The sequence below is a fragment of the Aquibaculum sediminis genome (assembly GCF_040712085.1).
Taxonomy (GTDB): domain Bacteria; phylum Pseudomonadota; class Alphaproteobacteria; order Kiloniellales; family DSM-21159; genus Aquibaculum; species Aquibaculum sediminis.
Genome location: NZ_JBFCVK010000004.1, coordinates 256,812 through 282,030, shown reverse-complemented (window position 1 = coordinate 282,030; position 25,219 = coordinate 256,812). Strand labels below are relative to the sequence as shown.

At 65.7% G+C, this 25,219-nt stretch carries 19 protein-coding genes, 1 tRNA gene and 1 pseudogene; 15 read left to right on the top strand and 6 right to left on the bottom strand.

Annotated features, from left to right (window positions below):
- Positions 1 to 6: 6 nt before the first annotated feature.
- The 6 genes and pseudogenes from rodA (at position 7) to ABZ720_RS08425 (ending at position 4,637) form a co-directional block, all read left to right on the top strand.
- The gene (gene rodA / locus ABZ720_RS08450) at positions 7 to 1,149 is read left to right on the top strand and encodes a rod shape-determining protein RodA (protein ID WP_366555169.1); all 1,143 of its coding nucleotides are present in this window, start codon (positions 7 to 9) and stop codon (positions 1,147 to 1,149) included.
- An 84-nt stretch (positions 1,150 to 1,233) separates the two neighbouring features.
- Positions 1,234 to 1,309 (top strand) — tRNA-Lys (locus ABZ720_RS08445).
- A gap of 294 nt (positions 1,310 to 1,603) precedes the next feature.
- A complete protein-coding gene (locus tag ABZ720_RS08440) occupies positions 1,604 to 2,458 on the top strand; it encodes a P1 family peptidase (RefSeq protein ID WP_366555076.1) in 855 nt (284 codons plus the stop codon).
- Positions 2,459 to 2,578: 120 nt separating this feature from the next.
- Positions 2,579 to 2,908: pseudogene (locus ABZ720_RS08435) on the top strand (oligopeptide/dipeptide ABC transporter ATP-binding protein); the annotation flags it as partial.
- 219 nt (positions 2,909 to 3,127) lie between these two features.
- Positions 3,128 to 3,697 (top strand): NADPH-dependent FMN reductase, encoded by a 570-nt coding sequence (locus ABZ720_RS08430; RefSeq protein WP_366555074.1) that lies wholly within the window; start codon positions 3,128 to 3,130, stop codon positions 3,695 to 3,697.
- Positions 3,698 to 3,860: 163 nt separating this feature from the next.
- A complete protein-coding gene (locus tag ABZ720_RS08425) occupies positions 3,861 to 4,637 on the top strand; it encodes a cytochrome c oxidase assembly protein (protein WP_366555073.1) in 777 nt (258 codons plus the stop codon).
- Positions 4,638 to 4,651: 14 nt separating this feature from the next.
- On the opposite strand, the gene ABZ720_RS08420 is transcribed toward ABZ720_RS08425, so the two are convergent.
- From ABZ720_RS08420 to coxB, 3 genes are read right to left on the bottom strand one after another with little or no spacing between them, the layout of a single operon-like run.
- Positions 4,652 to 5,005 (bottom strand): hypothetical protein, encoded by a 354-nt coding sequence (locus ABZ720_RS08420; RefSeq protein WP_366555072.1) that lies wholly within the window; start codon positions 5,003 to 5,005, stop codon positions 4,652 to 4,654.
- A complete protein-coding gene (gene ctaD / locus ABZ720_RS08415; protein ID WP_366555071.1) occupies positions 5,002 to 7,509 on the bottom strand; it encodes a cytochrome c oxidase subunit I in 2,508 nt (835 codons plus the stop codon). Before ctaD ends, ABZ720_RS08420 begins: the two co-directional genes overlap by 4 nt.
- On the bottom strand, positions 7,506 to 8,420 hold the full coding sequence (gene coxB / locus ABZ720_RS08410) for a cytochrome c oxidase subunit II (RefSeq protein ID WP_366555070.1): 915 nt from the start codon (positions 8,418 to 8,420) through the stop codon (positions 7,506 to 7,508). The genes ctaD and coxB overlap by 4 nt, the downstream gene beginning before the upstream one ends.
- Positions 8,421 to 8,468: 48 nt before the next feature.
- Between coxB and ABZ720_RS08405 the strand changes: the two genes are divergently transcribed.
- Entirely contained in the window at positions 8,469 to 8,984 is a 516-nt protein-coding gene (locus tag ABZ720_RS08405) for a DUF2231 domain-containing protein (protein WP_366555069.1), read from the top strand.
- A gap of 14 nt (positions 8,985 to 8,998) precedes the next feature.
- Here ABZ720_RS08405 and ABZ720_RS08400 read toward each other — a convergent pair whose 3' ends face one another.
- Positions 8,999 to 9,412 carry a CopD family protein gene (locus tag ABZ720_RS08400; RefSeq protein WP_366555068.1) on the bottom strand — a complete coding sequence of 138 codons (414 nt, stop codon included), beginning with the start codon at positions 9,410 to 9,412 and terminating at the stop codon, positions 8,999 to 9,001.
- A 176-nt stretch (positions 9,413 to 9,588) separates the two neighbouring features.
- Between ABZ720_RS08400 and ABZ720_RS08395 the strand changes: the two genes are divergently transcribed.
- Entirely contained in the window at positions 9,589 to 9,762 is a 174-nt protein-coding gene (locus tag ABZ720_RS08395) for a hypothetical protein (RefSeq protein WP_366555067.1), read from the top strand.
- A 5-nt stretch (positions 9,763 to 9,767) separates the two neighbouring features.
- Here the strand turns inward: ABZ720_RS08395 and ABZ720_RS08390 are convergent, their stop codons facing one another.
- Positions 9,768 to 11,636: an ABCB family ABC transporter ATP-binding protein/permease gene (locus ABZ720_RS08390; RefSeq protein WP_366555066.1), complete on the bottom strand. Its 1,869-nt coding sequence runs from the start codon at positions 11,634 to 11,636 to the stop codon at positions 9,768 to 9,770.
- Between the two features lie 117 nt (positions 11,637 to 11,753).
- On the opposite strand from ABZ720_RS08390, the gene ABZ720_RS08385 reads away from it, so the two are divergent.
- Both ABZ720_RS08385 and ABZ720_RS08380 read left to right on the top strand, forming a co-directional pair.
- Complete coding sequence (locus ABZ720_RS08385) at positions 11,754 to 12,713, top strand: cation diffusion facilitator family transporter (RefSeq protein WP_366555065.1); 960 nt, start codon at positions 11,754 to 11,756, stop codon at positions 12,711 to 12,713.
- A 193-nt stretch (positions 12,714 to 12,906) separates the two neighbouring features.
- Complete coding sequence (locus ABZ720_RS08380; protein ID WP_366555064.1) at positions 12,907 to 13,197, top strand: heme oxygenase-like domain-containing protein; 291 nt, start codon at positions 12,907 to 12,909, stop codon at positions 13,195 to 13,197.
- Here the strand turns inward: ABZ720_RS08380 and ABZ720_RS08375 are convergent.
- Complete coding sequence (locus ABZ720_RS08375) at positions 13,146 to 15,245, bottom strand: diguanylate cyclase (protein WP_366555063.1); 2,100 nt, start codon at positions 15,243 to 15,245, stop codon at positions 13,146 to 13,148. The two genes, ABZ720_RS08380 and ABZ720_RS08375, sit on opposite strands and share 52 nt — an antisense overlap.
- A 468-nt stretch (positions 15,246 to 15,713) precedes the next feature.
- On the opposite strand from ABZ720_RS08375, the gene bcsA reads away from it, so the two are divergent.
- From bcsA to bcsN, 5 genes are read left to right on the top strand one after another with little or no spacing between them, the layout of a single operon-like run.
- Positions 15,714 to 17,951, top strand: coding sequence for a UDP-forming cellulose synthase catalytic subunit (gene bcsA, locus ABZ720_RS08370; protein ID WP_366555062.1), 2,238 nt, complete (start codon positions 15,714 to 15,716; stop codon positions 17,949 to 17,951).
- A 20-nt stretch (positions 17,952 to 17,971) separates the two neighbouring features.
- Positions 17,972 to 20,680 carry a cellulose biosynthesis cyclic di-GMP-binding regulatory protein BcsB gene (locus ABZ720_RS08365; RefSeq protein ID WP_366555061.1) on the top strand — a complete coding sequence of 903 codons (2,709 nt, stop codon included), beginning with the start codon at positions 17,972 to 17,974 and terminating at the stop codon, positions 20,678 to 20,680.
- Entirely contained in the window at positions 20,667 to 21,698 is a 1,032-nt protein-coding gene (locus ABZ720_RS08360; RefSeq protein WP_366555060.1) for a family 8 glycosyl hydrolase, read from the top strand. Before ABZ720_RS08365 ends, ABZ720_RS08360 begins: the two co-directional genes overlap by 14 nt.
- Positions 21,692 to 23,710 (top strand): coiled-coil domain-containing protein, encoded by a 2,019-nt coding sequence (locus ABZ720_RS08355; protein WP_366555059.1) that lies wholly within the window; start codon positions 21,692 to 21,694, stop codon positions 23,708 to 23,710. The genes ABZ720_RS08360 and ABZ720_RS08355 overlap by 7 nt, the downstream gene beginning before the upstream one ends.
- Entirely contained in the window at positions 23,707 to 25,218 is a 1,512-nt protein-coding gene (bcsN, locus tag ABZ720_RS08350) for a cellulose biosynthesis protein BcsN (protein WP_366555058.1), read from the top strand. The genes ABZ720_RS08355 and bcsN overlap by 4 nt, the downstream gene beginning before the upstream one ends.
- Position 25,219: the final 1 nt, after the last annotated feature.

Below are 25,219 nucleotides of genomic sequence, written 5' to 3'. Positions count from 1 at the left end.
GACGACATGCGCCTGCGGCGCAACCCGGAAACCCCGCTGGCCCGCAAGCTGCTCTATCTGAACTGGGGCCTGGTGCTGCTGATCCTGGCGCTGGCCGCAGTGGGCACGGCGATGCTCTATTCCGCCGCCAACGGCAGCTTCGAGCCCTGGGCCTGGGCGCACATGGCGCGCGTTGCCGGCGGGCTGCTGCTGCTGCTGGCCGTAGCCTTGACCGACATCCGCCTCTGGTTCCGCGCCGCCTATCCCTTCTATGCACTGTGCCTGCTGCTTCTCATCATCGTCGAAGTAAAGGGCATGGTCGGCATGGGGGCGCAGCGCTGGATCGACCTCGGCTTCATGCAGTTGCAGCCCTCGGAGGTGATGAAGGTGGCGCTGCTGCTGGCCCTGGCGCGCTATTTCCATGGCATTGCGCACCGGGATCTGCGTCATCCGCTCTACCTGCTGGTGCCCCTGGCCATGGCGCTGCTGCCGGCCGCGCTGGTGCTGCGCCAGCCGGATCTGGGCACCGCCGCCATGCTGCTGCTAGGGGCCGGCACGCTTTTCTTCCTGGCGGGCGTCAGACTGTGGAAGTTCGTGCTGGTGCTGGCCGGTGTCGGCGCCCTGGTTCCCATCGCCTGGAACCTGTTGCACGACTATCAGCAGCGACGAGTCCTGGTCTTTCTCGATCCCTCCACCGACCCGCTGGGCGCCGGCTATCACATCACCCAGTCGAAGATCGCGCTTGGCTCCGGCGGACTCTTCGGCAAGGGCTTTCTCGAGGGCACGCAGGGCCACCTCAACTTCCTGCCGGAGCGCCAGACCGACTTCATCTTCACCATGCTGGCCGAGGAATTCGGCCTCGTGGGCGCCCTGGGGTTGCTCGGGCTCTATCTGCTGGTCTTCGTCTACGGCGTCGCCATCGCGCTTTCGTCCGGCAGCCAGTTCGGCCGGCTGCTGGCCATGGGGCTCACCGCCAACCTCTTCTTCTATGTCTTCATCAACATCGCCATGGTGATGGGTCTGCTGCCGGTGGTGGGCGTGCCGCTGCCCCTGGTCTCCTACGGCGGCACGGTGATCCTCACCACCATGCTCAGCCTGGGCCTGATCCTGAACGTGCGTATCCACCGCGACTACCACATCCCCCGCCGCGGCCTGCGCAACGCGCCCTGAGTTTTGGGCACATTTCCGGCACAAAAGCCCTCGACAAGCCGCCGACCAGTTGCTATCTACCGCGCCGCAGCCAAGACGACCCGTGGGCGCATAGCTCAGTTGGTAGAGCAGCTGACTCTTAATCAGCGGGTCCAAGGTTCGAGTCCTTGTGCGCCCACCATTTTCTTCTGCAAAATCAATACATATCGGTGATTTGGAGTCCTGACATGGCTGGCGTTGGCATGTCGGACTCGTCACGTCGGCCGGTGCTTTCTTAGCTTTCCGCTGATCAACGTTGCCGCTTGCGTTCCCAGGCGGCCGATAGCTTCACCACCTCCGAAATCCGCCCCCTCATTAACAGGCCCCTCTTCACGGCACTATCGGTGCCGCGCAAAGCCACTACGTGCCATTGTCCACGCCTTTGCGCTTCCGGCCGGCAGCCGCTAGGAGGAGGCATTCAAGAGAGGGGGAGCGCATGTCGACCTGTCGCGAGTTCGGACTTGCCTGTGGGCGTCTGCCTGCCGGCCCCAGCAACGACATCTGCGACGTGCCCGGGGTCAGGATCGGGCACTGCACCTTGAAGGACGGGGACATCAACACCGGCGTCACGGCGGTACTGCCGCACGGGCGCAATCTCTTCCGCGAGAAGGTTGTAGCCGCGAGCCACGTGATCAACGGCTTCGGCAAGAGCATCGGCCTCATCCAGATCGATGAACTTGGCACGCTCGAGACGCCGATTCTCCTGACCAACACGCTGTCGGTCGGCAGCTGCGCCACCGCTCTCGTGCGCCACGCCCTCTCATCGAACCCCGATATCGGCCGCACGACGTCGACCGTGAACCCCGTGGTTGCGGAGTGCAACGACGGGCCGCTCAACGACATCCAGGCGCTGGCGATCAGCGAAGAACACGCGCTGCAGGCCATTGAGAGTGCGGCAGCAAGCCCGGTCGTCCAAGGTTCCGTGGGCGCCGGAACCGGCATGACCTGCTTCGGCTACAAGGGCGGGATCGGCAGTGCTTCCCGGCGACTGGCGTTCGGGGAGGCCACGCAGGAAGCCGTGCTCAATTCGCTGCTGGCCGCCGAACCGATGGTCGGTAGAGGCGGTGTTGCGAGATGGAGCCTCGCTGAAGCGCTTCAAAAAGACATGGCCAAGGACGGGTGGCGCGACTTGAATCCGCCACCGGGGCCAATTCGGCAATGCCCGCATGCGGCGTTCTCACTCACTGCGAAACGGTCAGGCGCGCCTGCGAGGCCTGTCTTCCGTGCTTTTCCGCCCGCGACCACTGCTGATCACGGTCCGGATCGTACTGATCCTGAATCTTCTCCTTAGGCTGAAGCAGGAGTTCGGCCTGACCTCCCTCTTCATCACCCATGATGTTTCGGTCGTCCGTCACGTGGCCGATCGCGTGGCGGTGATGTACCTGGGGCAGGTGGTTGAACTGGGCCTGCGCAGAAAGTGATCGAGGCTCCGCAGCACCCCTATACGCGCACCCTCTTGCGGTCGGTTCCGGAGCTGTCGCGCCGACGCGAACTGGCGCCTGCCGATCTGCACGGAGAGCTCCCGAACAACACGCGCCTTCCTTCCTCCTGCTTCTTCCGGGATCGCTGTCGCTACGCCGCCGCGGGATGCGAAGAGCCGCAGTCGCTTACGGCTGCACCGGATCAGCGCCTCGTGCGCTGCCATCGGAGCGCGGTCCTGCCGCCCTGGCCCGATGAGCAGCCGGGAGACGCCGGCCAGACCCCCGAGATCCCGGCGCCGGAGTCGACGGCCAGCGCCTGAGCGCGTCTGCCGGAGCCGATTTCCGGCCCTGCATCGCCGCTGCCAGCGGAGGCGCGAAGACTTTCCAATGGTCGGGCGCGGGTTGTTCCGACCTGCCCTGCGTTTCGTGCAGTTCTCTTCCGCCGCGCCTATCCCACCTTCAAGGCCAAGTGCCTTGAGCCTGTCCGTGCTGCGGTCTGGCCAGGGCCTCCTGTTGAACCGCAAGGGAAAGCTCAGCCAATGGATAAACTGAATCTGGCCGTCATCGTGGGCAGCAATCGCAGCGAGTCGATCAACGCCAAGCTCGCAAACGCCCTGATCGGGCTGGTCGAGGATCGCGTGGATGCGCGGCTCATCCAGATCGACGACCTGCCGATGTACAACCCCGACCTTGAAGGCGCGCGCCCCGAGGCGGTGCAGCGCTTTACGCGGGAAGTTGCCGCGGCCGATGCGATCCTAGTCGTGACCCCGGAGCACAACCGCTCCATCCCCGCCGTGCTCAAGAACGCCATCGACTGGGGTTCCAAGCCGGCCGAGAACAACGTCTGGAAAGACAAGGTCGCCGCCATCACCGGCACCTCTCCGGGCGCCATCGGCACCGCCGTCGGTCAGCAGCACCTGCGCCAGATTCTGGGCATCCTCGGCAGCCTGGTCATTGGCGGCGAAGCCTACATCTCCTTCAAGCCGGACCTGCTCGACGCCGAGGGGCGCTTTGGGAACGAAAGCACCCGCGCCTTCCTCGGCGCCTACATGGAGAGACTGATCGGGCTTGCGGGACGGCTCGCCGAGGTGCCCGCGAAAGCGGCCTGACCTCCCCATTCCCCGGGCAGCCGGTTGAACATTCAACCGGCTGAAGGTAGGGCACCAGTGCCTCGGTCGGCTCTGCGCGGGAACCGGGGCGCCGTCGCTCGCGTTGCCTTGTGAGGAAGCCCTCTCACCCGCAGTCCGCCGCGTGCGGACGGGAGCGTTCGGCTTGGGTCCGTCCGAGCTCTTCGAACTCTGTCTTGCCAGCCTGCCGCCGGTGGTGCCGGGGACGCTTTGGCGTGCCTGGGTGCTGGCGCCGGAGACGCTGGTGCCGCTGCTGGGCCTGCTCGCTCTGCCCTGGCTGCCCGGTCTGCGTGCGCGCGTGGGCAACGGCGAGCGCTGGTCCTGGCTTCTGGGGTGCCTGCTGCTCGCCATCGCGCTGGTCTCGCCGCTCTGCCGCCTGGCGGCGACGCTGGCCTCGATGCACATGGTGCAGCATCTGTTGGTGATCCTGCTGGCCCCCGCGGCCATGGCGCCGCTGCTGCTGCGCGTGCGCCTGCCGCTGTCCGCGCCGGCGCTGACCACGCCCACTCTGGCCACGCCGACTCTGGCCACGCTGCTCTTTGGCGGCCTGATCTGGCTGGCGCATGCGCCGCCGGTCTATGAGGCGGCGCTGCTCTCCCCGACGCTCCATCTGCTGCTGCTGGTCGCCAGCTTCGGCGTGGCGCTGCTCTTCTGGTGCGCGGCGCTGGCCGTCGAGCCGCTCAGGGGGATGGGCATGGTCTTTGTCACCATGCTGCACAGCGGCCTGCTGGCGGCGCTGCTCACCTTCTCGCCGCGGCTCTGGTATCCCGTCTTCGGCAGCGGACCGCTGGCCTGGGGCCTTACGCCGCTGGCGGACCAGCAACTCGCCGGGCTGATCATGTGGGTGCCCATGGCGCTGCTGCTGCTGCTCGCCGGCTTCTGGATCGCCGCCAGGGGCCTGGGTCACCAAACCCTCCACTGAGAATTCGCATGCGCTCAGGCGCAGGGCGGTAAGAACAGCACGGGCAAGCCGACCCACAGTGTCGCGGCCAGGGCGGAGAAATGCAGGATCAGGCTCACCCGCCGCATGAAGCCGGCATGCTCATCTTCGGGGTGTCCGCTGTGGGTGCGCTGGATCAGCAGTGCGAAGCCTGCCAGGTGCAGCAACCAGACCAGGGCCAGAACCAGCGTGATGACGTTCAGCCCGAAGGGCCCGGCCGGCAGATTGGGCGCCAGGGCACAGCCCAGCGACAGCACCGTGTAGAGGCTGACGAAGCAGCTGGCCCAGATCAGGTAGCCGGCGATCAGCCCCAGCAGGGCGCGCGGGCGTAGGAAAGTAGCGGGGCTCATGGCGCCAGCACCTGCGGCAGCAGGGTGATTGCCGCCAGGATCAGCAGCCCCGTGCCGCCCGTGTAGTCCCACCAGAGGCTCAGAAGCCTGAGATCGAGTTGGCGCAGGGCCGAGACGAAGCCGGCGCGACAGCGCAGCAGCACGAAGCCGGCGATCACCACACCCAGCAGGCAGTGGAAGGCGCCATAGCCGGCCAGCACCGCGGTCACGGCGTAGTAGGCGTGGGTTTGCGGCGCCGGCGCGGTCAGCGGGATCGCCAGCAGCGCGCCGGCGGCCAGCAGGCCGGCCAACAGCACCACCAGCAGCCAGACGCCGCGCATCCCCACTGCCGCCCGCCTGTTCGCGGCCTGGGCGCCCCGCGCCGCAAGGAGTGCGACCAGCAGGGCAAGCGCGCCGAGCAGCGGGATCAGCGGCTGCAACTCGATGAAGGCCGGCGGCGGCCAGGCCGGCGCCACGGTCCAGAGAAAGAGGTAGCCGAACAGCAATGCGGCCAGGACGGTGCCGTCGGCGACCAGGGTGAAGAGCAGGCCCCACCAGCCCGGTGCCGAGGAAACGGCGGCCTGGGGCAGCAGCATCAGGCCTTCGCCGGCCGGCAGCGGCTCCGGGTCCTGTCGACGCCCGTGTGTCCAGGCCCAGCGCAGGAAGGTGCCGAGCGCGAGCAGCGCCCCGACGCCCGAGAGCAGGTAGAGCTTGAGCAGGAAGGAGAGGAAGAAGACCCCGGTGAACGCGGCGGCGAGGAAGGGCATCCAGTTGGGCGCCGGCAGGTTGACGATGTGCGCCGGGCGGCCACTGACCACCTCGACGGCCAGGGTCTCGCGCGCGCCCGGCCGCGGCGTGGCCAGCAGGCCTTCGCCGGCCGCCAGGGCGCGCGGCAGGTCCGGGGTGTCGTGCAGGGGCTCGCGGCTTTCGACCCGGGGCAGGGAGCCGAAGTTGTAGCTGGGCGGCGGCTTGGGCAGCGTCCACTCCAGCGTGCTCGCGCCCCAAGGGTTGCGCGGCGCGCGCTGCCCGATGCGAAAGTGCAGGAAGAGGTCCAGCAGGACCAGCGCCACGCCGATCGACATGATGAAACCACCCACCGACGACAGCAGGTTGAGCGTCTCCCAGCCCAGCCCGCCGTCATAGGTGTAGACCCGCCGCGGCATGCCCTTGAGGCCGGTCAGGTGCATCATGAAGAAGGTCAGGTTGAAGCCGATAAAGATCAGCCAGAAGGCCGCCACCCCCAGCCGTTGCGAGGGCATGCGCCCCGAGGCCAGCGGCAGCCAGTAGGTGAGCCCGGCGAGCAGCGGGAAAACCATGCCGCCGACCAGGACGTAGTGCATGTGGGCGACGACGAAATGGGTGTCGTGGACCTGCCAGTTGAAGGGCACCAGCGCCAGCATCACGCCGGTCAGGCCGCCCATGACGAAGACCACCAGGAAGCCGAAGAGGTAGAGCATCGGCAGGCGCACGAACGGCCGCCCGGCCATCAGCGTGGCGATCCAGGCGAAAAATTGAATGCCGGTGGGGATCGCCACCAGCATGGAGGCGGCAGAGAAGAAGACGAGCGCCAGGTGCGGGATGCCGACCGCGAACATGTGGTGCACCCAGAGCCCGAAGCTGATGAAGCCGGTGGCGACGATGCTGGCCACGATCCAGCCGTAGCCGATCATGGGATGACGGGCGAAGACCGGAATCAGGGTCGAGACGATGCCGGCGGCGGGCAGGAAGATGATGTATACTTCGGGGTGGCCGAAGAGCCAGAAGAGGTGCTGCCACAGCAGCGGGTCGCCGCCGCGCGCGACCTCGAAGAAGGGCCAGTCGAAGGCCCGCTCCAGCTCCAGCAGGATGCTGCCCAGGATGAGTGGCGGGAAGCCGACGACGATCATCATCGCTGTCACCAGGATGTACCAGGCAAACAGCGGCATGCGGTCCAGGCTCATGCCGGCGGTGCGGATGCGCAGCACCGTCACGGTGATCTCGACCCCGGCAGCGAGCGCGGAGACCTCGACGAAGGTGACACCGATCAGCCAGACGTCCGAATTGATGCCGGGCGTGTAGGTGCTGCCGGACAGCGGCGTGTACATGAACCAGCCGCTGTCCGGCGCCACACCCAGAACCAGTGCCGCCAACAGGATCATGCCGCCGAAGAAATAGCACCAGTAGCCAAACGCACTCAGCGCCGGGAAGGCGAGGTCCCGCCCGCCCAGCATCTTCGGCAGCAGGTAGAGGGCGAAGCCCTCCAGCACGGGGATGGCGAAGAGGAACATCATCACCGTGCCGTGCATGGTGAAGATCTGGTTGTAGGCCGCGTGCCCCAGGAAGGCGCTGTCGGCAGTGGCGAGTTGCGCGCGAATCAGCATCGCCAGCAGGCCGCCCACCAGGAAGAAGAAGAGGCCGGTATAAATGAAGCGCAGGCCGACGATCGAGTGGTTCACCGAGGTCAGGCGACCGAGCCCGCCGGGCGTGCGGAAATCGGCGTCGAGGCGGCGGTGGCGCTCGACGGGGCTGATGTGCGGCGTGTTCACCCTGGCCCCTCCAGGTGGTCGGCGATGGCCTCGAGCGTCTCCGGGTCCAGGTGGTCGTGGCGCGGCATGCGGTTGCCCGGCTTCAGGTTCTGATGATTGCCGAGCCAGCGCAGCAGTGCCCCCTCCTCGTTGGGCAGGGTGCCGGCGCCGAGCGTGGCTCTGTGCGGCAGGTCGGCCAGATTGGGGGCCGGCGTTGCGGCGCGCGCCCGCGGGTCAAGACTGTGGCAGACCGCGCAGTGCTCCTGGAAGGCGGCCGCCCCGGGCGCATCGGCGCTGTCCGTCTCCCGGGTCCGGGACAGCAGGGCCAGCCGCTCCTCCAGGGCCTCTGCCTCGTGTGCCTCGATCAGCAGCGCCATGCGGCTGTGCTGGGCGCCGCAGAACTCCGCGCACTGCCCTCGATAGACGCCGGCTTCCGGCGCTTCCAGGCGGATGACGTTGCTGCGGCCGGGCAGGGCGTCGATCTTGCCGCCGAGCCGTGGCACCCAGAAGCTGTGGATCACGTCTTCGGCCCTGATGGTGATGTCCACCGGCCTGCCGGCGGGAATGTGGATCTCGTTGGCGGCGTGCAGCGCTCCGCCCTCGGTGTCGGGATAGGTTACCTCCCACCACCACTGATGCGCGCGCACCTCGACGCGGAAGACCTCGCGCTCGCCCGGCAGGGGCAGGAGCGCGTGACCGGCACCGATGCCCCAGATGAGCAGTGCGGCGAGCACCGCAGGGGTGAAGACCAGGCCGCCGCCGACGATCAGCAGTCGCGGGGTGATCCCGCTGCGCCGCTCGCCGCGGCCATAGATGGCGTAGAGTGCGAGCGCGACCACCGCGCCGAGGATCAAAAAGCTGCCGCCCAGCATTACCCACCAGACCCTGGCGATGGATTCGGCTGCAGGCCCGGCGGGATCGAGGGCCGACATTGGACCGTCGGTGCAGCCGGCGAGCAGAATGAAGGGGAGCGCAACGGCATGGCGGAAACGGGCGAAACATCCGAGCACGGGCTGGAGCGGCTGGGCACGCCGCCGCCGGATGAGGGAACCGTCACGAAGGTGGCGGTCGCCGGCCATCCGTTGCATCCCATGCTGATCACCTTTCCCATCGCGCTGCTGCTCTCGGCCTTGGGCAGCGACCTGGCCTTCTGGTGGACGGGCGATCCCTTCTGGGCACGCATGTCGCTCTGGCTGCTGGGCGTCGGCACGGCCATGGGCGCGCTGGCCGGCCTCAGCGGCACGGTGGAACTGCTGGCCGTATCCGGCATCCGGCGCCGCGCGGCGGCCTGGAACCATTTCGTCGCCGCCGTGATGCTGCTGTCGGTCGGCTTCACCAACTGGGTCTGGCGCGTCGAGGATCCGGGCGCGGCCGTGCTGCCGCTGGGCATCGGGCTCTCGGCGCTGGGCGCACTGCTGGTCTCCATCGCCGGCTGGCTGGGCGGCAAGCTGGTCTTCGAACACCAGGTTGCCGTCATCGACCAGGAGGGGGATTAGGGGGTCGGAGCGCATCACAGCGGCTTGCCCAGAACCAGCCAGAGCACCGTCGGAATCAGCAGCGTCGGCGCCAGCAGCAGCGAGAAATGCGCCGCGCTGGAGCGCAAGCCGGGCGTTTCGCCAAGCACCGCCAACATCCGGCCGCAGTAGAGGTGGAAGAGAACCATCAGGCTGACCGCGACCAGCTTCAGGGCCATCCAGGCCCCGGAAACACCCGTCGCATAGACCAGCGCGCTGCCGGACAGGATGGCCAGCACCGCGGCCGGCGAGGTCACGGCGACGAAGGTGACGCGGGTCATGACCCGCAGGCGGCGGAAGGGCCGTCCGTCCGCCGTGTCGGCATGCGCGGCGAAGAGCGCGGGCAGGTAGAACAGCCCGGCACACCAGATCAGCAGCGTGACCATGTGCAAGCCCTTGAGCCAGGCCAAGACGCGCTCCCCATGCCAACGACGGCCGCGATCCTGCCGCCATCATCCCCAATGGTTTAAGAGCGCTCGCGGTTCCCGTTTCGGCTGAAGACGGGTCGGAGATTTGGAACAAGGCCCGGGCCGAGCCTGTTGATCAGTTAGCTGTATCGTCTCAAGCGACGAGCAAGGAGGAGCAGATGAAGGGCACTCCGCCCGAATACCGCGACCAAGCCCATCGCGAAGAGGATCCCGAGCATCCTCCCCCTGCGGAGGCGCGTCAGGGGGCCACACTCGGCCACATGCGCTGGGTTCTGCGCATCAGCATGGTTCTTGCCGCCATCGGCCTGATCGCGGCATGGCTGCTGCTGTAGCGCGCTCAACGCTCCGGGGTGGCCGATGCCTCCTCCGCCACCACCCCTTGCCCGTTTAGCTCCGCCCCCTCGGCCTGGCGGCGCCACATGGCGGCGTAGAGGCGGTCGCGGGCCAGGAGTTCGTTGTGGGTGCCACGCTCGGCGATGCGACCAGCGTCGAGCACCACGATCTCGTCGGCATCCACGACCGTGGACAGGCGATGGGCGATGACCAGCGTCGTGCGCCCCTGGCTCACCGCGCGCAGGGCGGCCAGGATCTCCTGTTCCGTCTTGCTGTCGAGGGCCGAGGTGGCCTCATCGAAGACAATGATCGCCGGGCGTTTCAGCACCATGCGTGCGATGGCGACCCGCTGCTTCTCGCCGCCGGACAGCTTGAGCCCCCGCTCGCCCACCGTCGTCTCGTAACCCTCGGGCAGGCTGTCGACGAAGGCGTCCAGGCTGGCGATGCGCGCCGCCTCCTCGATCTCCGCCCGGGTGGCCTCGGGGCGGCCATAGGCGATGTTGTAAGCCAGGGTGTCGTTAAAGAGCACGGTGTCCTGGGGAACGATGCCGATGGCGGCCCTGAGCGAGGTCTGGGAGACATCGCGGATGTCCTGCCCGTCGATGCGCACCGCGCCTTCGTCCACATCATAGAAGCGGAAGAGCAGGCGCGAGAGGGTCGACTTGCCCGCGCCGCTTGAGCCCACCACCGCCACGGTCTGTCCCGGCTCGATGGCGAAGGACACTCCCTTCAGGATCGGTCGGTCGGGGCTGTAGCTGAAGCCCACGGACTCGAAGGCAACCCGGCCACCGCTTACCTTGAGGGCCGGGGCGCCGGGCGGATCGGTGATCTCCTGCTCCACACGCAGCAGGGTGTACATGGTTTCCATGTCCACCAGCGCCTGCTTGATCTCGCGATAGACGAAGCCGATGAAGTTGAGCGGCTGCGCCAACTGCATCATGTAGGCGTTGACCGCGACGAAGTCGCCCACCGTCATGGTGCCGGCCTGTACCCGCACCGCGGCCACCAGCATCAGGCCGGTGACGCCGAAGCCGATGATGATCGCCTGGCCGATATTCAGCAGCGAGAGACTGGTCTTGGAGGCGGTGGCGGCCCGCTCATAGGCGCGCAAGCCCTCTTCCAGCCGGGCGGACTCGCGGCTCTCGGCGGTGAAGTACTTTACTGTCTCGTAGTTCAGCAGGGCGTCGATGGCGCGCGTGTTGGCCCGCTGGTCGCTCTCGTTCATGGCCCGGCGCAGCCGCAGCCGCCACTCGGTCACCCGATAGGTGTAGACGATATAGATGCCCACGGTGACGAAGGTGATCGCGGCCACCTCCCAGCCATAGAGCCACCAGAGAATGGCGCTGGTCAGGCCCAGCTCGACGAAGGTCGGCAGGATCGAGAAGAGCGCGAAGTTCAGCAGCGTCTCGATGGCCTTGGTGCCGCGCTCGATCACCCGCGACAGGCCGCCGGTCTGGCGCTCGAGATGGAAGCGCAGCGACAGGGCGTGCAAGTGCTGGAAGGTGCGCAGGCCCGCGCGACGCACAGCCCGCTGGCCGACGCGGGCGAAGAAGAAGTCGCGCAGTTCCTGGAAGGTGAGGGAGAGGACGCGTCCTGCGCCATAGGCCAGGATGACCCACAGCGGCAGCAGCAGTTCGGAGCGCAGATCGACATCCGCCTCGGTGTAGGCAGTGAGCCCATCGACCGCCTGCTTGTACAGCAGCGGCACCAGCACGATCGCGACCTTGGCCAGGACGAGGCAGACGATGGCCGCGACCACGCGGCCGCGCAAGGCGCGCTCGTCGTCGGGCCAGAGCTCCGGAAGCAGGTCCTTCAGGGTCTGCCAGTGACTGCGATCGGCCGGGGGAGGGGGGTCAGGGTGCTGGCTGGGCATGCCTAGGAGATGAGGTTTGTGCGGCGAAATTCAATAATTCCAGTGGTATCGAAATTACATCAAGCGTCTGGTTGAACAAGCCAATAGGGTGTAGATGATCTGGGGGGCAGTTCTCGAATGGGGCGCAACTTCCCGGCTGAGAGAAGAGCAAGCCAGCAAGAAGGCGATGGCGCCATGACAGGGCGGGTGGAGCGGCGACGGGAGTGGGCTGTGGCTTTGGCCGTCGGCCTCGATTTCCTCATTCTCATTCCCTATTTCATCGTCGGCTTCATGGCCATGTCCTGGCCGATCATCGCCGAAAGCCTGCGTGGCAGCCTCTTGACGATCGTGGGCATCGTCTCGCTGATCACCCTGCGCCGGATCCACCGTGGAAAGCTTGGGCGGTACGAATACGGTTCCGGCAAGCTCGAACAGGCCATCACCATCCTGATCGCCTGCCTGCTGCTGTTGGCGGCGGGACTGCTGCTCTGGCGCATTTCCGGCCTTGCGCCCCAGCACCGGCCGAGCCCCTTTCTGGCGACGTCGGCTGTGGTGCTGGTTTTCCTCAATGTGCTGCTGAATGGGGTGCAACTCTATTCCCTGTATCGAGCCAGTCGCGATGGCGGCTCGATCATCGTGCGCGCGCAATACCATGCCCGCTGGGTGAAGACCGCGGCCTCGATCTTCGTGGTGATCGCCGTGGCAGTGGCGATGATCACATCCGATCCGCACGTGGCACGCTTGGCCGAGCAGATTGGGACGCTCTGCGTGATCGTCATCATGGTGGGAACGGCTGTGGCCATGTTGCGCGATGCCCTGCCGGATCTGCTCGATCGATCCCTGCCGGAGGTAGCCCAGCATGCCATCAACCGGGTTCTGGCTCGCAACATCGAGGGTTTCGAGCAGCTCGGGCGCATTCGGACACGACGGGCCGGTGAAACTCTGCATGTGGAAATGGAACTCTTTCTTGATGGCAAGCGCCCACTGGCCGAAGCCTCCGCATTGGCGGAGCGCATGAGTCAGCAGATGATGGAAGAGATCCCCGGCGTCGATCCCGTGATCGTGCTGCGTGCAGCTCCGAGTGGAGAGGTGAGATAGAGTTGGAGCCGGTGATGCCAAGCGGCTTGAGTGTGCATGCCGCACTCAGGGCGCGTAGGCGGATGCACACGCCGATGCCGAGGCGGCCTTTTCCGCCTTCGACCTGTCGCAGCGGCAGGGTTACGTAGCGTTCCTGCGCTCCCATGCCCAGGCCGTTCCATCCCTGGAGGCGACGCTGCTGCAGCAGCCAGCCGTGACCTTTTCCTGGCGCCCGCGCGCGGGCTTGTTGCGGCGCGACCTGGCCGATCTTGCCGCCGACCTTCCCGTGGTTTGGCCGGCCGCCGTGCAACGTCGGCGGCGGCGGCTGGACGAGGCCGGCTGCTGGGGCCTGCTCTATGTTTTGGAAGGCTCGCGCCTCAGCGGTCGGGTGCTGGTGGGGCTTCTGCTGGCAGTAGGATGGTACCCCCGGCTGCCGGAGCCGGGGACACCGTGCTACAGTTCGTTGACGCAGACGCGGTTGCGGCCCGAGTTCTTCGCGTCATAGAGCGCGACGTCCGCTGCCAGCACCAGGCGATGCCGGGTTTCTGCATCGCTGCTGTGCGGCCGAGTCGTGGCAACACCCAGGCTGACGGTTACGACGCCTTCCGGGTTCAGGCTGTGGGGCAGTTGCAGGCCAGTGATCCGCTGACGCAGTTGCTCTGCTATCGCCTCGGCCCCTTGGAGGTCGGTGGCGGGCAGGATCACTGCGAACTCCTCGCCGCCGGTGCGTGCAGCCAGATCAGCCGGTCGCTTGGCGATGCCGTCGATCGCCTGGGCGACGGTCGCCAGGCACTGGTCACCGGCCGGGTGGCCATAGTGATCGTTGTAGCGCTTGAAGTAGTCGATATCGAGCATGACCAGGGAGAGCGGTGCTTCTTCCCGCAGGGCCCGCGCCCATTCCGAACGCAGGCGCTCCTGGAAGATCCGCCGGTTGGCGAGGCCAGTCAGGCCGTCCGTCGAGGCCAGGTCAGCAAGCTCCTGATTGGCCAGGCGCAGGGATTCATTCAGGTCGGCAACGTACCGCGACTGGAAAACGAAGGCGGCGCTCTCCTGAAAGGAGCGGGCGGCGGCGAGTTCGGCGGCCAGCCATGGGCGAGAACGGTCGCGCACCGTCTCCCGCCAGACGGCAAAGGAGGCGCGCAGATTCAGTTTGCCAGTTTTCTCGTCGAGAAAGTCGGTCTCATGCGGATTGCCGGCCCAGCTGATCTCCTCGATCTGCTCCGCCAGAAACCAGAAGATCTGCGACCGTGTGTTGACCGAGAGGCGAATGGCCAGCACGCCGCCGGCCCGGGGCGCATAGGCGCGTGCCGCAGGTAGATCGCTTGTCAGGCAGTCGGTGGCATAGAAGCCCTCATCTCCCAGTTTGGCGGCAAGGGCGTCGCGCAGATGCAGCACGGCGGCTTCACCAGGACTGGTTCCGTAGGCTGCAACCTTGTCCTGATAAGTCACGGCCACGCCGTGGGCGGGGACGACGTCCAGGAGTTCGGCGCCGCGGCCCAGCAATGCATACTCATCCTGATCCATGGCCACGATGCTGCGGAGCAGGTCGTTGCTGGCGGCATCCATCTGCGCCTTCCTGGCGAACTCCGCTTCGCGTTGCCGAGACTCGATTTGCCGGCTGAGCAGTTCCGCGATGTGGCGGCATTCCTCCTGGGTCTCGTAGGGGATGACCCGCGCCGTGCTGTTGTGGCAGGCGATCAAGCCCCAGAGTTCGCCGTCCACCAATAGCGACAGCGACATGGAGGCACCGACGCCCATATTGCGCAGATACTGCAAGTGGACCGGTGCAACGCTGCGCAGCAGGGAATGGCTCATGTCGAGTGATGGCCTGTCATCCCCGCTCAGGGCGCGCAGCGGGGCAGGCCTGTAGTTGACGTCGGGAATGAGGCGGAAACTGCTGGTTCTATACAGTTCGCGCGCCTGTCTGGGTATCTCGGAAGCCGGGTAGCGATGGTTCAGATAGGTGCTCAGTTCGGCCGCCTTCGATTCCGCCACCACCGTTCCCGTACCATCCTCGAGGAAGCGATAGAGCAGAATGCGGTCATAGCCGGTGATTCGACTGATCGCCTGGGTGGTCGATTCGAAAGCCTGTTCGAGACTTTCCGCAGAAGCGATGCGCTCAATGGTACTGCGCAGACGGGACAACATGCGCGGGGTGCTGTGCTCGCGGCCGTCGGGATCATCGCCTCGGTGCTTGTCGGGAATGAATTCGACGACGACGCGTGCACCGGCATCCAGGCTGTGCGCCAGCAGGACCAGGGGGCCCCGCGGGCCGTCGTCCAGCGTGGTCAAGAAAACCGGTATATGGGAGAGGGGCTCGCCGCTGCTCTCGATCAGGCTTTCCAGGGTCTCACCGGCAAGGTCGGCCAGCGTGACTCCCGCGCCCGATAGTGCTTGTCCAAGCAAACCTTTGAAATCGCCTGCAACCAGCTCGATCCGATCGCTTTTTCGATCGACCAGCGTGAGTAAACCGTATGGCTGTATTGCGTCCGGCCGGTGAATTGGTTCTCGCGAACAGGCCTCATCCAACCTATCTGAAAGCGGGTCAGCCACTGGATGTTCCTTGTGTCATAGTTTGGACTGCACGCGCAGGTGGCTCATGGGGAGGCATTACAAGCCGACAGCCTTCTTTCTTAGACATTGTAAACCTTGATCGTCGATACGCCACATCTTTTAGTCGAAGTGTATGTACAGGTAGAAAAATTTGGCGAGAATACGGCGTCGACGGGAGCGCATTGCAACGCAATTTGTTTTGATCCCGTCAGCGAGTGGTTAGATAGTGGTGAGCTATCGCATGTTACTGTAACCCATGTGGTCGCGAATCTTGCATTCTGAATGTGCCGCTAGGTGGGGTCGCGGCCCTGCGTCGGTCGGTCGCACAAGGCTCCGAGAGACAGAAAACGTTTCAGACACAGATAGGTACAATTTGATCTTTATTTTTCTCATTACATTGCCTTACAGTGTCACAACGAACATCCGCTTATGGCGGATGCAAGAAGTGGGGCAGCTTCGAAAGCGCAAATGATGCTCGTCATTCTGGGCCTTTGGGTCCTGATCCTCCTTGTACATCTGGTCCTCGCTGGCCAGCCCCTGAGCGCCGATGCCCAGATCGCGCTTAGCATGACCATGTTCGTCGCCCTGATCGTGATTGGGCGGCTCCCACGCACCAGCTTCTTCCGCGTGCTTTTCTGCGGTGTCTCCAGTTTCATGGTGTTGCGCTACCTGATCTGGCGCAGCCAGAACACGATTCCGCCGGTGGAAGACATCTACGCTTTTGTGCCCGGTATTATGCTTTACGGGGCCGAAGTCTACGCCATGCTGATGTTCTTCATCAGCCTTTTCATCGTCATAGACCCGATGCGACGGCCGACGGCCACCCTGGACGACGACCCTTCCAAGCTGCCCACTGTGGACGTCTTTGTCCCCACCTATGACGAAGACCCGCACATTCTCGCCGCCACACTCTCGGCTGCGTCGCGGATGCGCTTCCCCAAGCATTTGCTGACGATCTACCTTCTCGATGATGGCGGCACGGACCAGAAGCGGCGCGCCTCGGCCGACGCTGTCAAGCGTGGCCAGTTGCTCGAGGAGATGTGCAGGGAACTGGGCGTCCGTTATCTGACGCGCGAGCGCAACGAGCATGCCAAGGCCGGCAACCTGAACGCCGCGCTGCCCAAGACCCGCGGCGAGTTTATCGCGGTGCTCGATGCCGACCACGCGCCGACAGAGGACTTCCTGGAGAACACGGTCGGTCACTTCGCAACCAATCCGAAGCTGTTCCTGGTTCAGACGCCGCACTTCTTCATCAACCCGGATCCGCTGGAGCGCAATCTCAACACCTTTGATTACATGCCGGGTGAGAACGAAATGTTCTACGGCGTGATTCAGCGCGGCCTCGATCGCTGGGGCGCCAGTTTCTTCTGCGGCTCGGCAGCCGTCTTGCGGCGCCAGGCCCTGGAGCAGGTGGGCGGCTTCTCCGGCCGCACCATCGTGGAGGACTGTGAGACCTCGATTGACCTGCACTCGCTGGGCTGGGAATCGATCTACATCGACAAGCCCATGATCGCGGGGTTGCAGCCGGAGACCTTCAGCTCCTTCATGAGCCAGCGCATTCGCTGGGGTCAGGGGATGGTCCAGATCTTCCTGCTCAAGAACCCGCTGTTCCGGCGCGGTCTCGATATTGGTCAGCGTCTTGGCTACCTCTCCAGCAATCTCTTCTGGTTCTTCGGCTTCGCGCGGCTGACTTTCTTCCTGATGCCGTTGTTCTATCTCTTCTTCGGCTTGGCGATTTACCGCGCCACCGCGGCGGAGTTCCTGGCCTACACCACCTTCTACATCGGCGTGACGCTGCTGACGTCGAGCTACCTCTTCGGCCGAACGCGCTGGCCGCTCTTGTCAGAGCTTTACGAGTTCATTCAGGCAACGTTCATGGCCCGGGCGCTGATCTCGGTCATGCTCAAGCCGACCGCGCCCTCCTTCAACGTGACGGCGAAGGGTGAGACCGTCGACAAGAACAAGCTTTCCCAGCAGGCCAAACCGCTCTTCATCATCACGGGCCTTCTCACGCTTGGGCTGATTGCAACGGTGTGGCGCTACTTCGCTTATCCCGACACGCAAGACATCGTGCTCGTGGTCGGCGGCTGGAATCTCTTCGGCTTCCTCCTGGCCGTCCAGGGCTTGCGCGTCGTCTGCGAGCGCAAGCAGGTCAGGCGGGCGCCGCGGGTCCAGATCGAGGAGCCGGTTGCCCTGATGATCGGCGAAGAACGTCGCCTGCCGGCCTATATCGTCGACGCCTCCATCATGGGGGTGAAGGTACTGCTGCCGCGCGGGGCTGCCTCCAAGGAGGACCTGGAATCGCATCCGCTCACGGTGTCCTTCGTCAAACCGGGCCAGGAGACCAAAGACCGCTTGCGCATACAACTCCGCAACATCCGAGTAGAGGAAGAAGGCATTGCCATCGGGGCCGAATTTGTCGAGCCCACCGGCTCGGAATTCCGGATGATCGCCGAACTGATCTTCATCAGCAGCAACCGCTGGGTCGCGTTTCTGGAAGGCCGCCGGGCGCGTTCCCCGGGTGTGGTGGTTGGCGTTCTGCGCTTCCTTCTGGGCTCTGCACTCTCCATCTACTACGTCGCTCGCTTCCTCCTGAAGCTGCAGGACGCGCCTTCACCGCGCGGTTTCGATCCGGTGCTCGAGGTCAGCAAGAAGGATGTCGGTCACAGCCGCTTCTCCCACCATCCAATGGAGGCTGCGGGATGATCGGATTTGGGGAACGGGGCATGATCCGGCTTCGTTCGGCCTTTCTGGGTGTTGCGCTGGCAGGTCTCTGCGCATTGGCGTTTTCTGCCGCCGGGTTGAACGCGCAGGCGCAGACCCTCATTCCCTTGCCGCCACTCGATGCGAACGAGATGGATGACGGGCAAACTGGCTCCTCTGGTGCGCTCGGCGACCCCGGTGCGGACCTTCGCGTCTTGCCGCAACAGCAGCGGCAGGGCGGTGCCGACCAGGAGCCGGAGGTGCAGACAAACGCGGAGCGTGAAGCACCGAGCGTGCGCGACCCCTATGTCCTGCGGGGCGATCCTCGCATGGAGGCGGAACGCGGGGCCGCCTGGCGCTTCCTGCCACTTGAGGGCAACCTGCCCGACGACAATCGCGAGGTGTTGCTGGAGCAGCAGGAGGCCGAGCGTCGCTTCACGGTCACCCTGCCGGCGGAAGCAGTGGTCGCCGACTCTCGCATTTTCATTCGCTATCTGAACTCGATTGAGGTTCTGCCCGCCGCCTCGCGCCTCGATGTTGCCGTCAACGGTCGCCTGGTCGCCAGTTTCGCGCCGCGTGCCGTTTCCGGAGCGCAGGACATACGGGCAGATCTGCCTGAGGGGCTGTTCCGGCCCGGACCCAACGAGGTCGTCATTCGGGCGCGCCAGAACCACCGCGTGCTCTGTTCGATCAATGGTATCTACGAGCTCTGGAGCGCGGTGGACGCTCTGGCCAGCGGGATCGAGGTGCGCCTGGCGCAGCCTCTGGCTCCCCCCTCCCTGGCGAGCTTCGACTACGCGCTGGCCTCGGGTATCAACGGGCCGCGCCGCCTCACTCTGCTGGCACCCTCCAACAGCCCGGACGAGGAATGGGTTGCTGACGCCCTCGAGTTGGTCCAGGGGGCAGCCCGGCGCGTGCCGGGAGACCTGCCGGACTTTCAGCTTGTGTCGCTTGAGAGTCTGGAGCGTGCTGGTCTCCCGGCGACGGCGCTGCCGGTCTTTGATCGCGATGCGTTGCCGGGTGGCATGCTGGCGCTTTTCGGCACCGCCAACGAATTGAGCGGAATGGTCCCGCACGAGATCATGAGTTTTGTCTCGGGGCCTTATGTGGGCGTGCACAATCTGGGACGCGGCGACGGCAGCGCGGTGCTCATCTTTTCCGGACAGAATCGGGAAGAGGTGAGTGATGCGATTGCCGCCTGGGTTTCGCAGGAACTCGAGTTGCCGGCGCGCTCGAACGCCGTGATCTCCGATCTCTCACCGGCCCTGGAACGCCCCGGGCCACCGCGAGAACCCATCCAGGGTGGCGAGGCCGTGACTCTGGGCCAACTCGGGACCCCGGAGACCGAGGTGGGCGGACTGCGCCGCTCGATCAAAGCGGAACTTCTGCTCCCGGATGACTTCTTCGCGGCCAATGACGACGCGGTCACCTTGAAACTCAACGCGTCCTACGCACCGGGGCTGCACCGGAACAGCGCGCTCAACATCTTCGTGAACGGAACCGGCTCTGCCCTTATCGGCCTGAACGATCCCCAGGGCGAGGTGATGGACGACAGGCTCATCAATCTGCCGCTGCGTAACTTCAAGCCGGGTGTGAACGAGATCGAGTTCGAGGTGAGCCTTCCGGCGCTCAATGCCGACAACCTGGGCTTCTGTCCGCCCGGCACCATCAACATCGATCAACCGCCGCGCTTTGTCTTGCATCCGGATACGGAGCTGACCTTCCCCAGCTATGCCCGGCTCGGCCATCTGCCGGACCTGGACCTCTTCGTGAAGCGGGGCTTTCCATACGTGAACAATGGGCAGCCGGTGCTGAGCGATCTCTACATCGCGGTGCGCGACCTGCAGACGATCAACTCGGCCTTGGTGGTTGCGGCGGCCGTGGCTCGACAGGCGGACGACCGGCTGCGCTTGCGGCCCACCTTCAGCTACCCGGACATGTCCTCGCGCAACCTCCTGGCCGTGGGGCCGACCAATAACCTGCGGCCAACGGTTTTCGCCAATGCGCCCCTGCGCCAGCAGGACATCGTGACAGCCTGGAGCTACCATCGTCCGATCGATCCAATGGTTTCGGACGAACGTGAGATCGCAGCCACCACCGCCACCGAGTCGCTTCTGCAGCGGATCGAGGCGATGCGCAGCGGCGTGCCGCAGGAACGTTTTGTCGCCCAGAGTTTTGAAGAAGACCACGAAGCGGAGGAAAGCGTGCCGCGCGAGAGCTGGCGTCGTGGCTCGCACGAGCAGGAGGGGTCGGAGCGGAGCTGGTATCATCGCCTGGTCAGCCTGCTTCCCGCACTGGCCCAGGGCATGCAGGCCGAGCAGGCCGCCCAGCGGTTCCTGAGTGGAAGCAGCGGCGATGTGACCGCGGTCATGATGCAGTACGAAGCCCACAGCACTCCCGGCCGGACGGTGACACTGATCACCGCGCTCGACAGCCGGCTTCTGCTTGCTGGCGTCAAGCGACTGGTGCAGCCTGACTACTGGGTGAGCTTGAAGGGAGACTTGGCGGTATGGGGACCGCAGCCGCAAACGCTAGGCACGGGCGCAGTGGGACAGCCTTATACGGTGATGCCGCCGACCACGTCGCTTGGCAATCTGCGCCTCATTCTCAGCAACTGGCTGTCGCGCAACGTGCTGGCCCTGCTGGTGAGCACGGGCATGATTGTATTCCTGCTCAGCGCGGTGACCTACATGCTGCTGCGGATGGATCGCCGCCGTCGTGATCTGGGTTAAGGCTTTCCTGGGTGCCGTGGTGCTGGTGGTGGGTCTGTCCGCTACGAGCCATGCGACCGACTCGCTGCAACGCTCCTGGGAGGTGTTCCAGGAGCGTCATGTGGCGGCGGACGGGCGCGTGGTCGATGACGGCAATGGCGGCATCTCCCACTCCGAAAGCCAGGGCTACACCCTCCTGCTCGCGGCGGAGCTGGACAGCCCTGGAGTCTTTGCCCGGGTCTGGACCTGGACGCGCAACAACCTCCTGATCCGCGATGACGGACTGGTGGCCTGGCGCTATGACCCTGAGTCGGAGCCGCCGATTACCGATGTGAACAATGCCTCCGATGGCGACCTGCTGATCGCGCATGCCCTCTCGCTGGCGGCGCGGCGCTGGCAGCGGCAGGACTATCGCGAGGAGGCGGAGCAACTCGCGCTGGCGATCCGCAGCGAACTGGTGCGCGAGGTGGGCCCCTACACGCTCCTGATACCCGGGCGCGAAGGATTCGCGCAGGAAGACGGCCTGGTTGTGAATCCCTCCTATTGGCTCTTCGCCAGCCTGGAGGAGATGCAGGAACTCGACCCTGATCCGGTCTGGCAGACTTTGATCGACAGCGGCCGCCAGCTGCTGCGCGACCTCATCGCCACCTATCCCTTGATACCGGACTGGGTCACCGTGGAGGCCGACGGCAGCTTTTCTCCCCCCGACGAATTGCCTTGGGAATCCGGCTACAACGCATTGCGTGTTCCACTCTATCTGCTAGCGGCGGGCGTGAATGAAGCCGAAGTCCTGGAAGCTTACGCGGTTTCCTGGGGCGACACGGGTGCCCCCTTCCCGGTGGTCCAGCCCTTGGTTGGCGAGTCTGAGGTAGAATTCAACGACGATCCCGCCTACGATGCATTGCGGCAGTTGCTTGCCTGCGCAAGGCAAGAGCAGGGAGTGGGGCAGCGGAGTCTTTCACCTGAAAGCTTTTACTACCCCGCGACTCTCCTGTTGTTGTCGAATCTGTACAGAGACCGCGGGTTCCCGGGATGCTGAGACGCTGGTGCCGATGGTTGATCGCGATGGGCGTTCTGGCGCTGCCTCTCATGTTGGGGCAGCCGAGCCAGCTGCTTGCCCAGAGCGAAGAGCCGGGACCGGCTGAGGAAACAGTGGCGCCGCAAGTCCAGGAGGAAGCGGAGCCGGAAGAGGATGCCGAGCCACCGGACGGCTCGGGCGAGGGTGACGCGGCACAGGCGGAAGAGGACGACGCGCTGGACGAAACGGCGCTGCGTTACTATGCGCGGATGCGCGATCTCGAGCGCCTGGAAGCGGAGATTCGCCGCCTGCGCTCAATCGATCCCACCTGGCAGCCGCCTGACGACCTCTTCGACCCCGATGCCGGTGGCGGCTTCGACGAGTCTCCCCTGTGGGACCTTTTTGCCGAGGGCCGCTACGCCGAGGTGCGCGAGAGTATCGCGGAGTTGCAGCAGACCTCCCCGGGCTATTCCCCCTCGGAAGAACTGCTCGATCAGCTCGATCTGGCTGAAGCGCAGGAGCGTCTGCGTGCGGCCGCCCAGGCGGAGCAGTGGGGCCGGGTGATCGAACTGTCGCGCGAAGAGCCGGCATTGATCAGCTGCGAGCGCGTCGACAACGCCTGGACGGTGGCTGAGGCCTTCGTGCGTCTTGAGCGCCCGAATCAGAGTGCGGAGGTCTATCGCGGCATCCTTTCCACCTGCAACGACGAGAGCGTGCTGCTGGCCACCTTGCAGAAGGCCAACAAACTGCTGGACGATGAGCGTCTGGTCGCGCTCGACGCCCTGGTGGAGAGCCGTCTCGGCCAGACCGAGGAAGCCGAGCGTGTGCGCGAGGATTTGCGCCGCGGCCGTCTTGCCGAGCGGCTGTCCGGCGGCGAGGAACTGGCGCCGGAGCTGCTGCAGAGTCTGCACCGGGAAGCGCGCGAGGGGGAGGATGCGGAGCTCGCCCTGACTCTCGGCTGGTACTATGCCGAACGCCGTTCGTGGGCAGATGCGAACACCTGGTTCCAGGCCGCCCAGGATTGGGGCGCCGGCACCGATGCCGTGGAAGGGCGGGTGCTGGCCCTGATGCGCCTGGGGCGGACCGGCGATGCCGAGGCGCTGGCCTCCCGCCATGCCAGTTCCTCGCCGGCGATCTACCGCAACTACATCGGCCTGCTGACCGGAAGGCTCGGAGGAGACGGCAAGCCGGTCAACCTGGAGGTGGCCACGAAGCTTGCCGAGTATGCGGAGCGCAATCGCGACGCCTCGACGGCCCTGGCCCTGGGGTGGGCTGCCATGGAACTGGAGGAACCCCATGCGGCGGAGGCCTGGTTCCGGCAGTCCCTCAACTGGCGCGAAAGCGAGGATGCGGCCGTCGGTCTCGCGGTGAGCCTGCAGCAACTGGGCGACCAGGCCGGGTTCGAGGCGCTGGCGGCGGAGTGGGCTGGCCGATCCTCGCGCATTGCCGAGATGCTGGGCGATGGTGGTGGGGGCGCGCCAAGTCCCGCAGCCACCGCCCTGCAGCGCGGCCAGATCGCAAGCTGCCTGCAGCAGACCAGCGGGCAGTCGCTCTCTGCCGGCGATCGTGGCATCCGGGCCTGGTGTCTCCTGGAAGCGGATCGAACCGCCGAAGCCATGGCCACCTTCCAACAGGTGATGGCCGAGGCGCGCAACGAGGAGGCCTATGCCCAGGCTAGCTACGGCTATCTCCTCACTCTGCTTCAGCGTGGCCAGGTGGACGAGGCCATGCAGCAGATGCACGCCTTGCCTATGACCGCAGAGCAGAAGCAGGAGGTCTTCTCCCAGGCCATGGCCAACATGGCATCCGCGGCCTTCGACAATGGCGACTATCAGCAGTCCTTGCGACTGATGGAGGCGCATCAGCGTGTTGCGCCGCTGCCGCGCTATCTCGCGGAGTTGCAGGGCTGGGCCTATCTGAATTCCAATCAGTTCGAGAGGGCGCGCACAACCTTCAAGCGCCTGGACCAGCAGATGAGCACCCGTGATACGCAGTTGGGCTTGCGGCTCCTCAAGGAACGTGAGCTGAAATGATCCGTTCTTTTTCCCTCCTAGCCTTGGCTCTGTTGGCGCTGCTGCTTGCAGCCTGCCAGTCCGGGCCGCCGCAAACGCTGGAGCAGCGCCTGTCGCCCTATCAGTGGAGCGGCGAAGAGATTACGGAGTCGCTCTTCCTCTTGCCGCCGGAGGAAGCAGGATCCCTGATCGGCGTGTCGCAGCGCCTCTGGGACAACGGGATGGAGCAGCGCCTGGGCCTGGCCAGCGACAGCTACCTGCCCGGTGACAACTACCTGTCGTTGCGCTTCTTCACCAAGGCCACAGATGCGGCGGACTGGTTCACCATGAAGCGGCACAGCCTCTCGCGAACACGCTATTCCCAGGCGCGGATCCAGCGTCGGCTGCAGGAAGAGTTTCCTGGTATTCGGGCGGAGATCCAGGCAGCACCGCGCAACAACCGCTACGGCAGTTATGTCTATGCCACTGCGCGCCATGGCGACCAGAGCTGCGTCTTCGCCTGGCAGACACTCGAGCATCCAACCCGGACCCTGCCGACCTATATGAGAGCGCTGGAAATGGAGTATCGGCGCTGTGGCGGCTCCGACGTTCCCCCGGAGGCGCTGCTCTATGGCTTCGAGAACGGTGCCGTGCGCATGGACACCGGCGTTCTGCCCTTGTGGGGCGGATCGGTGCCCAATTCGGGAATGTCCTCCTTCTACAACGACCTGGGTACATCCTATGCCCCGGTCCCGGCCCCCAGTGTCGAGGCGCCGCAGGTTGCGCCCCGGACGGCACCTCGTGTCGCAGCGCCGGCCGCGACACCCGCCTGGCGGGCGCCGGCGCAGTCGGCACCCAGGGTCAGCACATCCCCGGTTAGCTCGGCACCTGAACCCAGTATCCAGCAGTCCGCCCCGCGTCAGGGTGTGATGCCCTTGCCCCGTTCGGCGGCGCCGCGCGAACCACCGTCACCGGCCGCGGCCTCGTCGCCATCCGCGCCAAGCAGGAGCGTTGTTCCGACACGGGCCGCGGAGCCACGGCAGCTCTACCCGTGGGCCCAGGAGCAGAGCCTGCCCCAGGACAGGGCGCCAGCGACCCGGAGCGGCGCCTTCCCGCTGCCGCAACAAAGCAGCAGCCGGGCGCCTGAGCCTCAACCTCGCCCACAAGCCACGGCCTCGGTGTCCCAGACGGATGCCGGGGCTTTTCCCTTGCCGGGGTCCGGCGCGAGCGGGGCAGCGCCGGCGGCCCGGACCCAGAAAGCTCCCGAAAGGTCGTCCACATCCGGTTCGGCGCCCACATCCGGCGGCGGAAGCTGGTCGGTGCAGGTCGGCGCCTACAGCCGCGAAACCATGGCCCGCGACGCGGCCACATCCGCTGCATCTGCGCTGTCCTTGCCCGGTGCACATGTCTCGGTGCCGCAGGTCCAGATAAACGGCCAGACCCTCTACCGCGCCCGCCTTGCCGACCTGGCGGAACCGCAGGCACGGCAGGCCTGCAGCAGCCTCAAGGGGCGGGGCGGCGACTGCATGGTGGTGCGCCCGGGAGCGTGAC

Bases quoted from the DNA above. Each gene is read 5' to 3' on its own strand.
- rodA (WP_366555169.1), top strand. From the start codon at position 7: ATGCGCCTGCGGCGCAACCCGGAAACCCCGCTGGCCCGCAAGCTGCTC.
- ABZ720_RS08440 (WP_366555076.1), top strand. From the start codon at position 1,604: ATGTCGACCTGTCGCGAGTTCGGACTTGCCTGTGGGCGTCTGCCTGCC.
- ABZ720_RS08430 (WP_366555074.1), top strand. From the start codon at position 3,128: ATGGATAAACTGAATCTGGCCGTCATCGTGGGCAGCAATCGCAGCGAG.
- ABZ720_RS08420 (WP_366555072.1), bottom strand. From the start codon at position 5,005: ATGAGCCCCGCTACTTTCCTACGCCCGCGCGCCCTGCTGGGGCTGATC.
- coxB (WP_366555070.1), bottom strand. From the start codon at position 8,420: ATGTCGGCCCTCGATCCCGCCGGGCCTGCAGCCGAATCCATCGCCAGG.
- ABZ720_RS08405 (WP_366555069.1), top strand. From the start codon at position 8,469: ATGGCGGAAACGGGCGAAACATCCGAGCACGGGCTGGAGCGGCTGGGC.
- ABZ720_RS08395 (WP_366555067.1), top strand. From the start codon at position 9,589: ATGAAGGGCACTCCGCCCGAATACCGCGACCAAGCCCATCGCGAAGAG.
- ABZ720_RS08390 (WP_366555066.1), bottom strand. From the start codon at position 11,636: ATGCCCAGCCAGCACCCTGACCCCCCTCCCCCGGCCGATCGCAGTCAC.
- ABZ720_RS08385 (WP_366555065.1), top strand. From the start codon at position 11,754: ATGGGGCGCAACTTCCCGGCTGAGAGAAGAGCAAGCCAGCAAGAAGGC.
- bcsA (WP_366555062.1), top strand. From the start codon at position 15,714: ATGATGCTCGTCATTCTGGGCCTTTGGGTCCTGATCCTCCTTGTACAT.
- ABZ720_RS08365 (WP_366555061.1), top strand. From the start codon at position 17,972: ATGATCCGGCTTCGTTCGGCCTTTCTGGGTGTTGCGCTGGCAGGTCTC.
- ABZ720_RS08355 (WP_366555059.1), top strand. From the start codon at position 21,692: ATGCTGAGACGCTGGTGCCGATGGTTGATCGCGATGGGCGTTCTGGCG.
- bcsN (WP_366555058.1), top strand. From the start codon at position 23,707: ATGATCCGTTCTTTTTCCCTCCTAGCCTTGGCTCTGTTGGCGCTGCTG.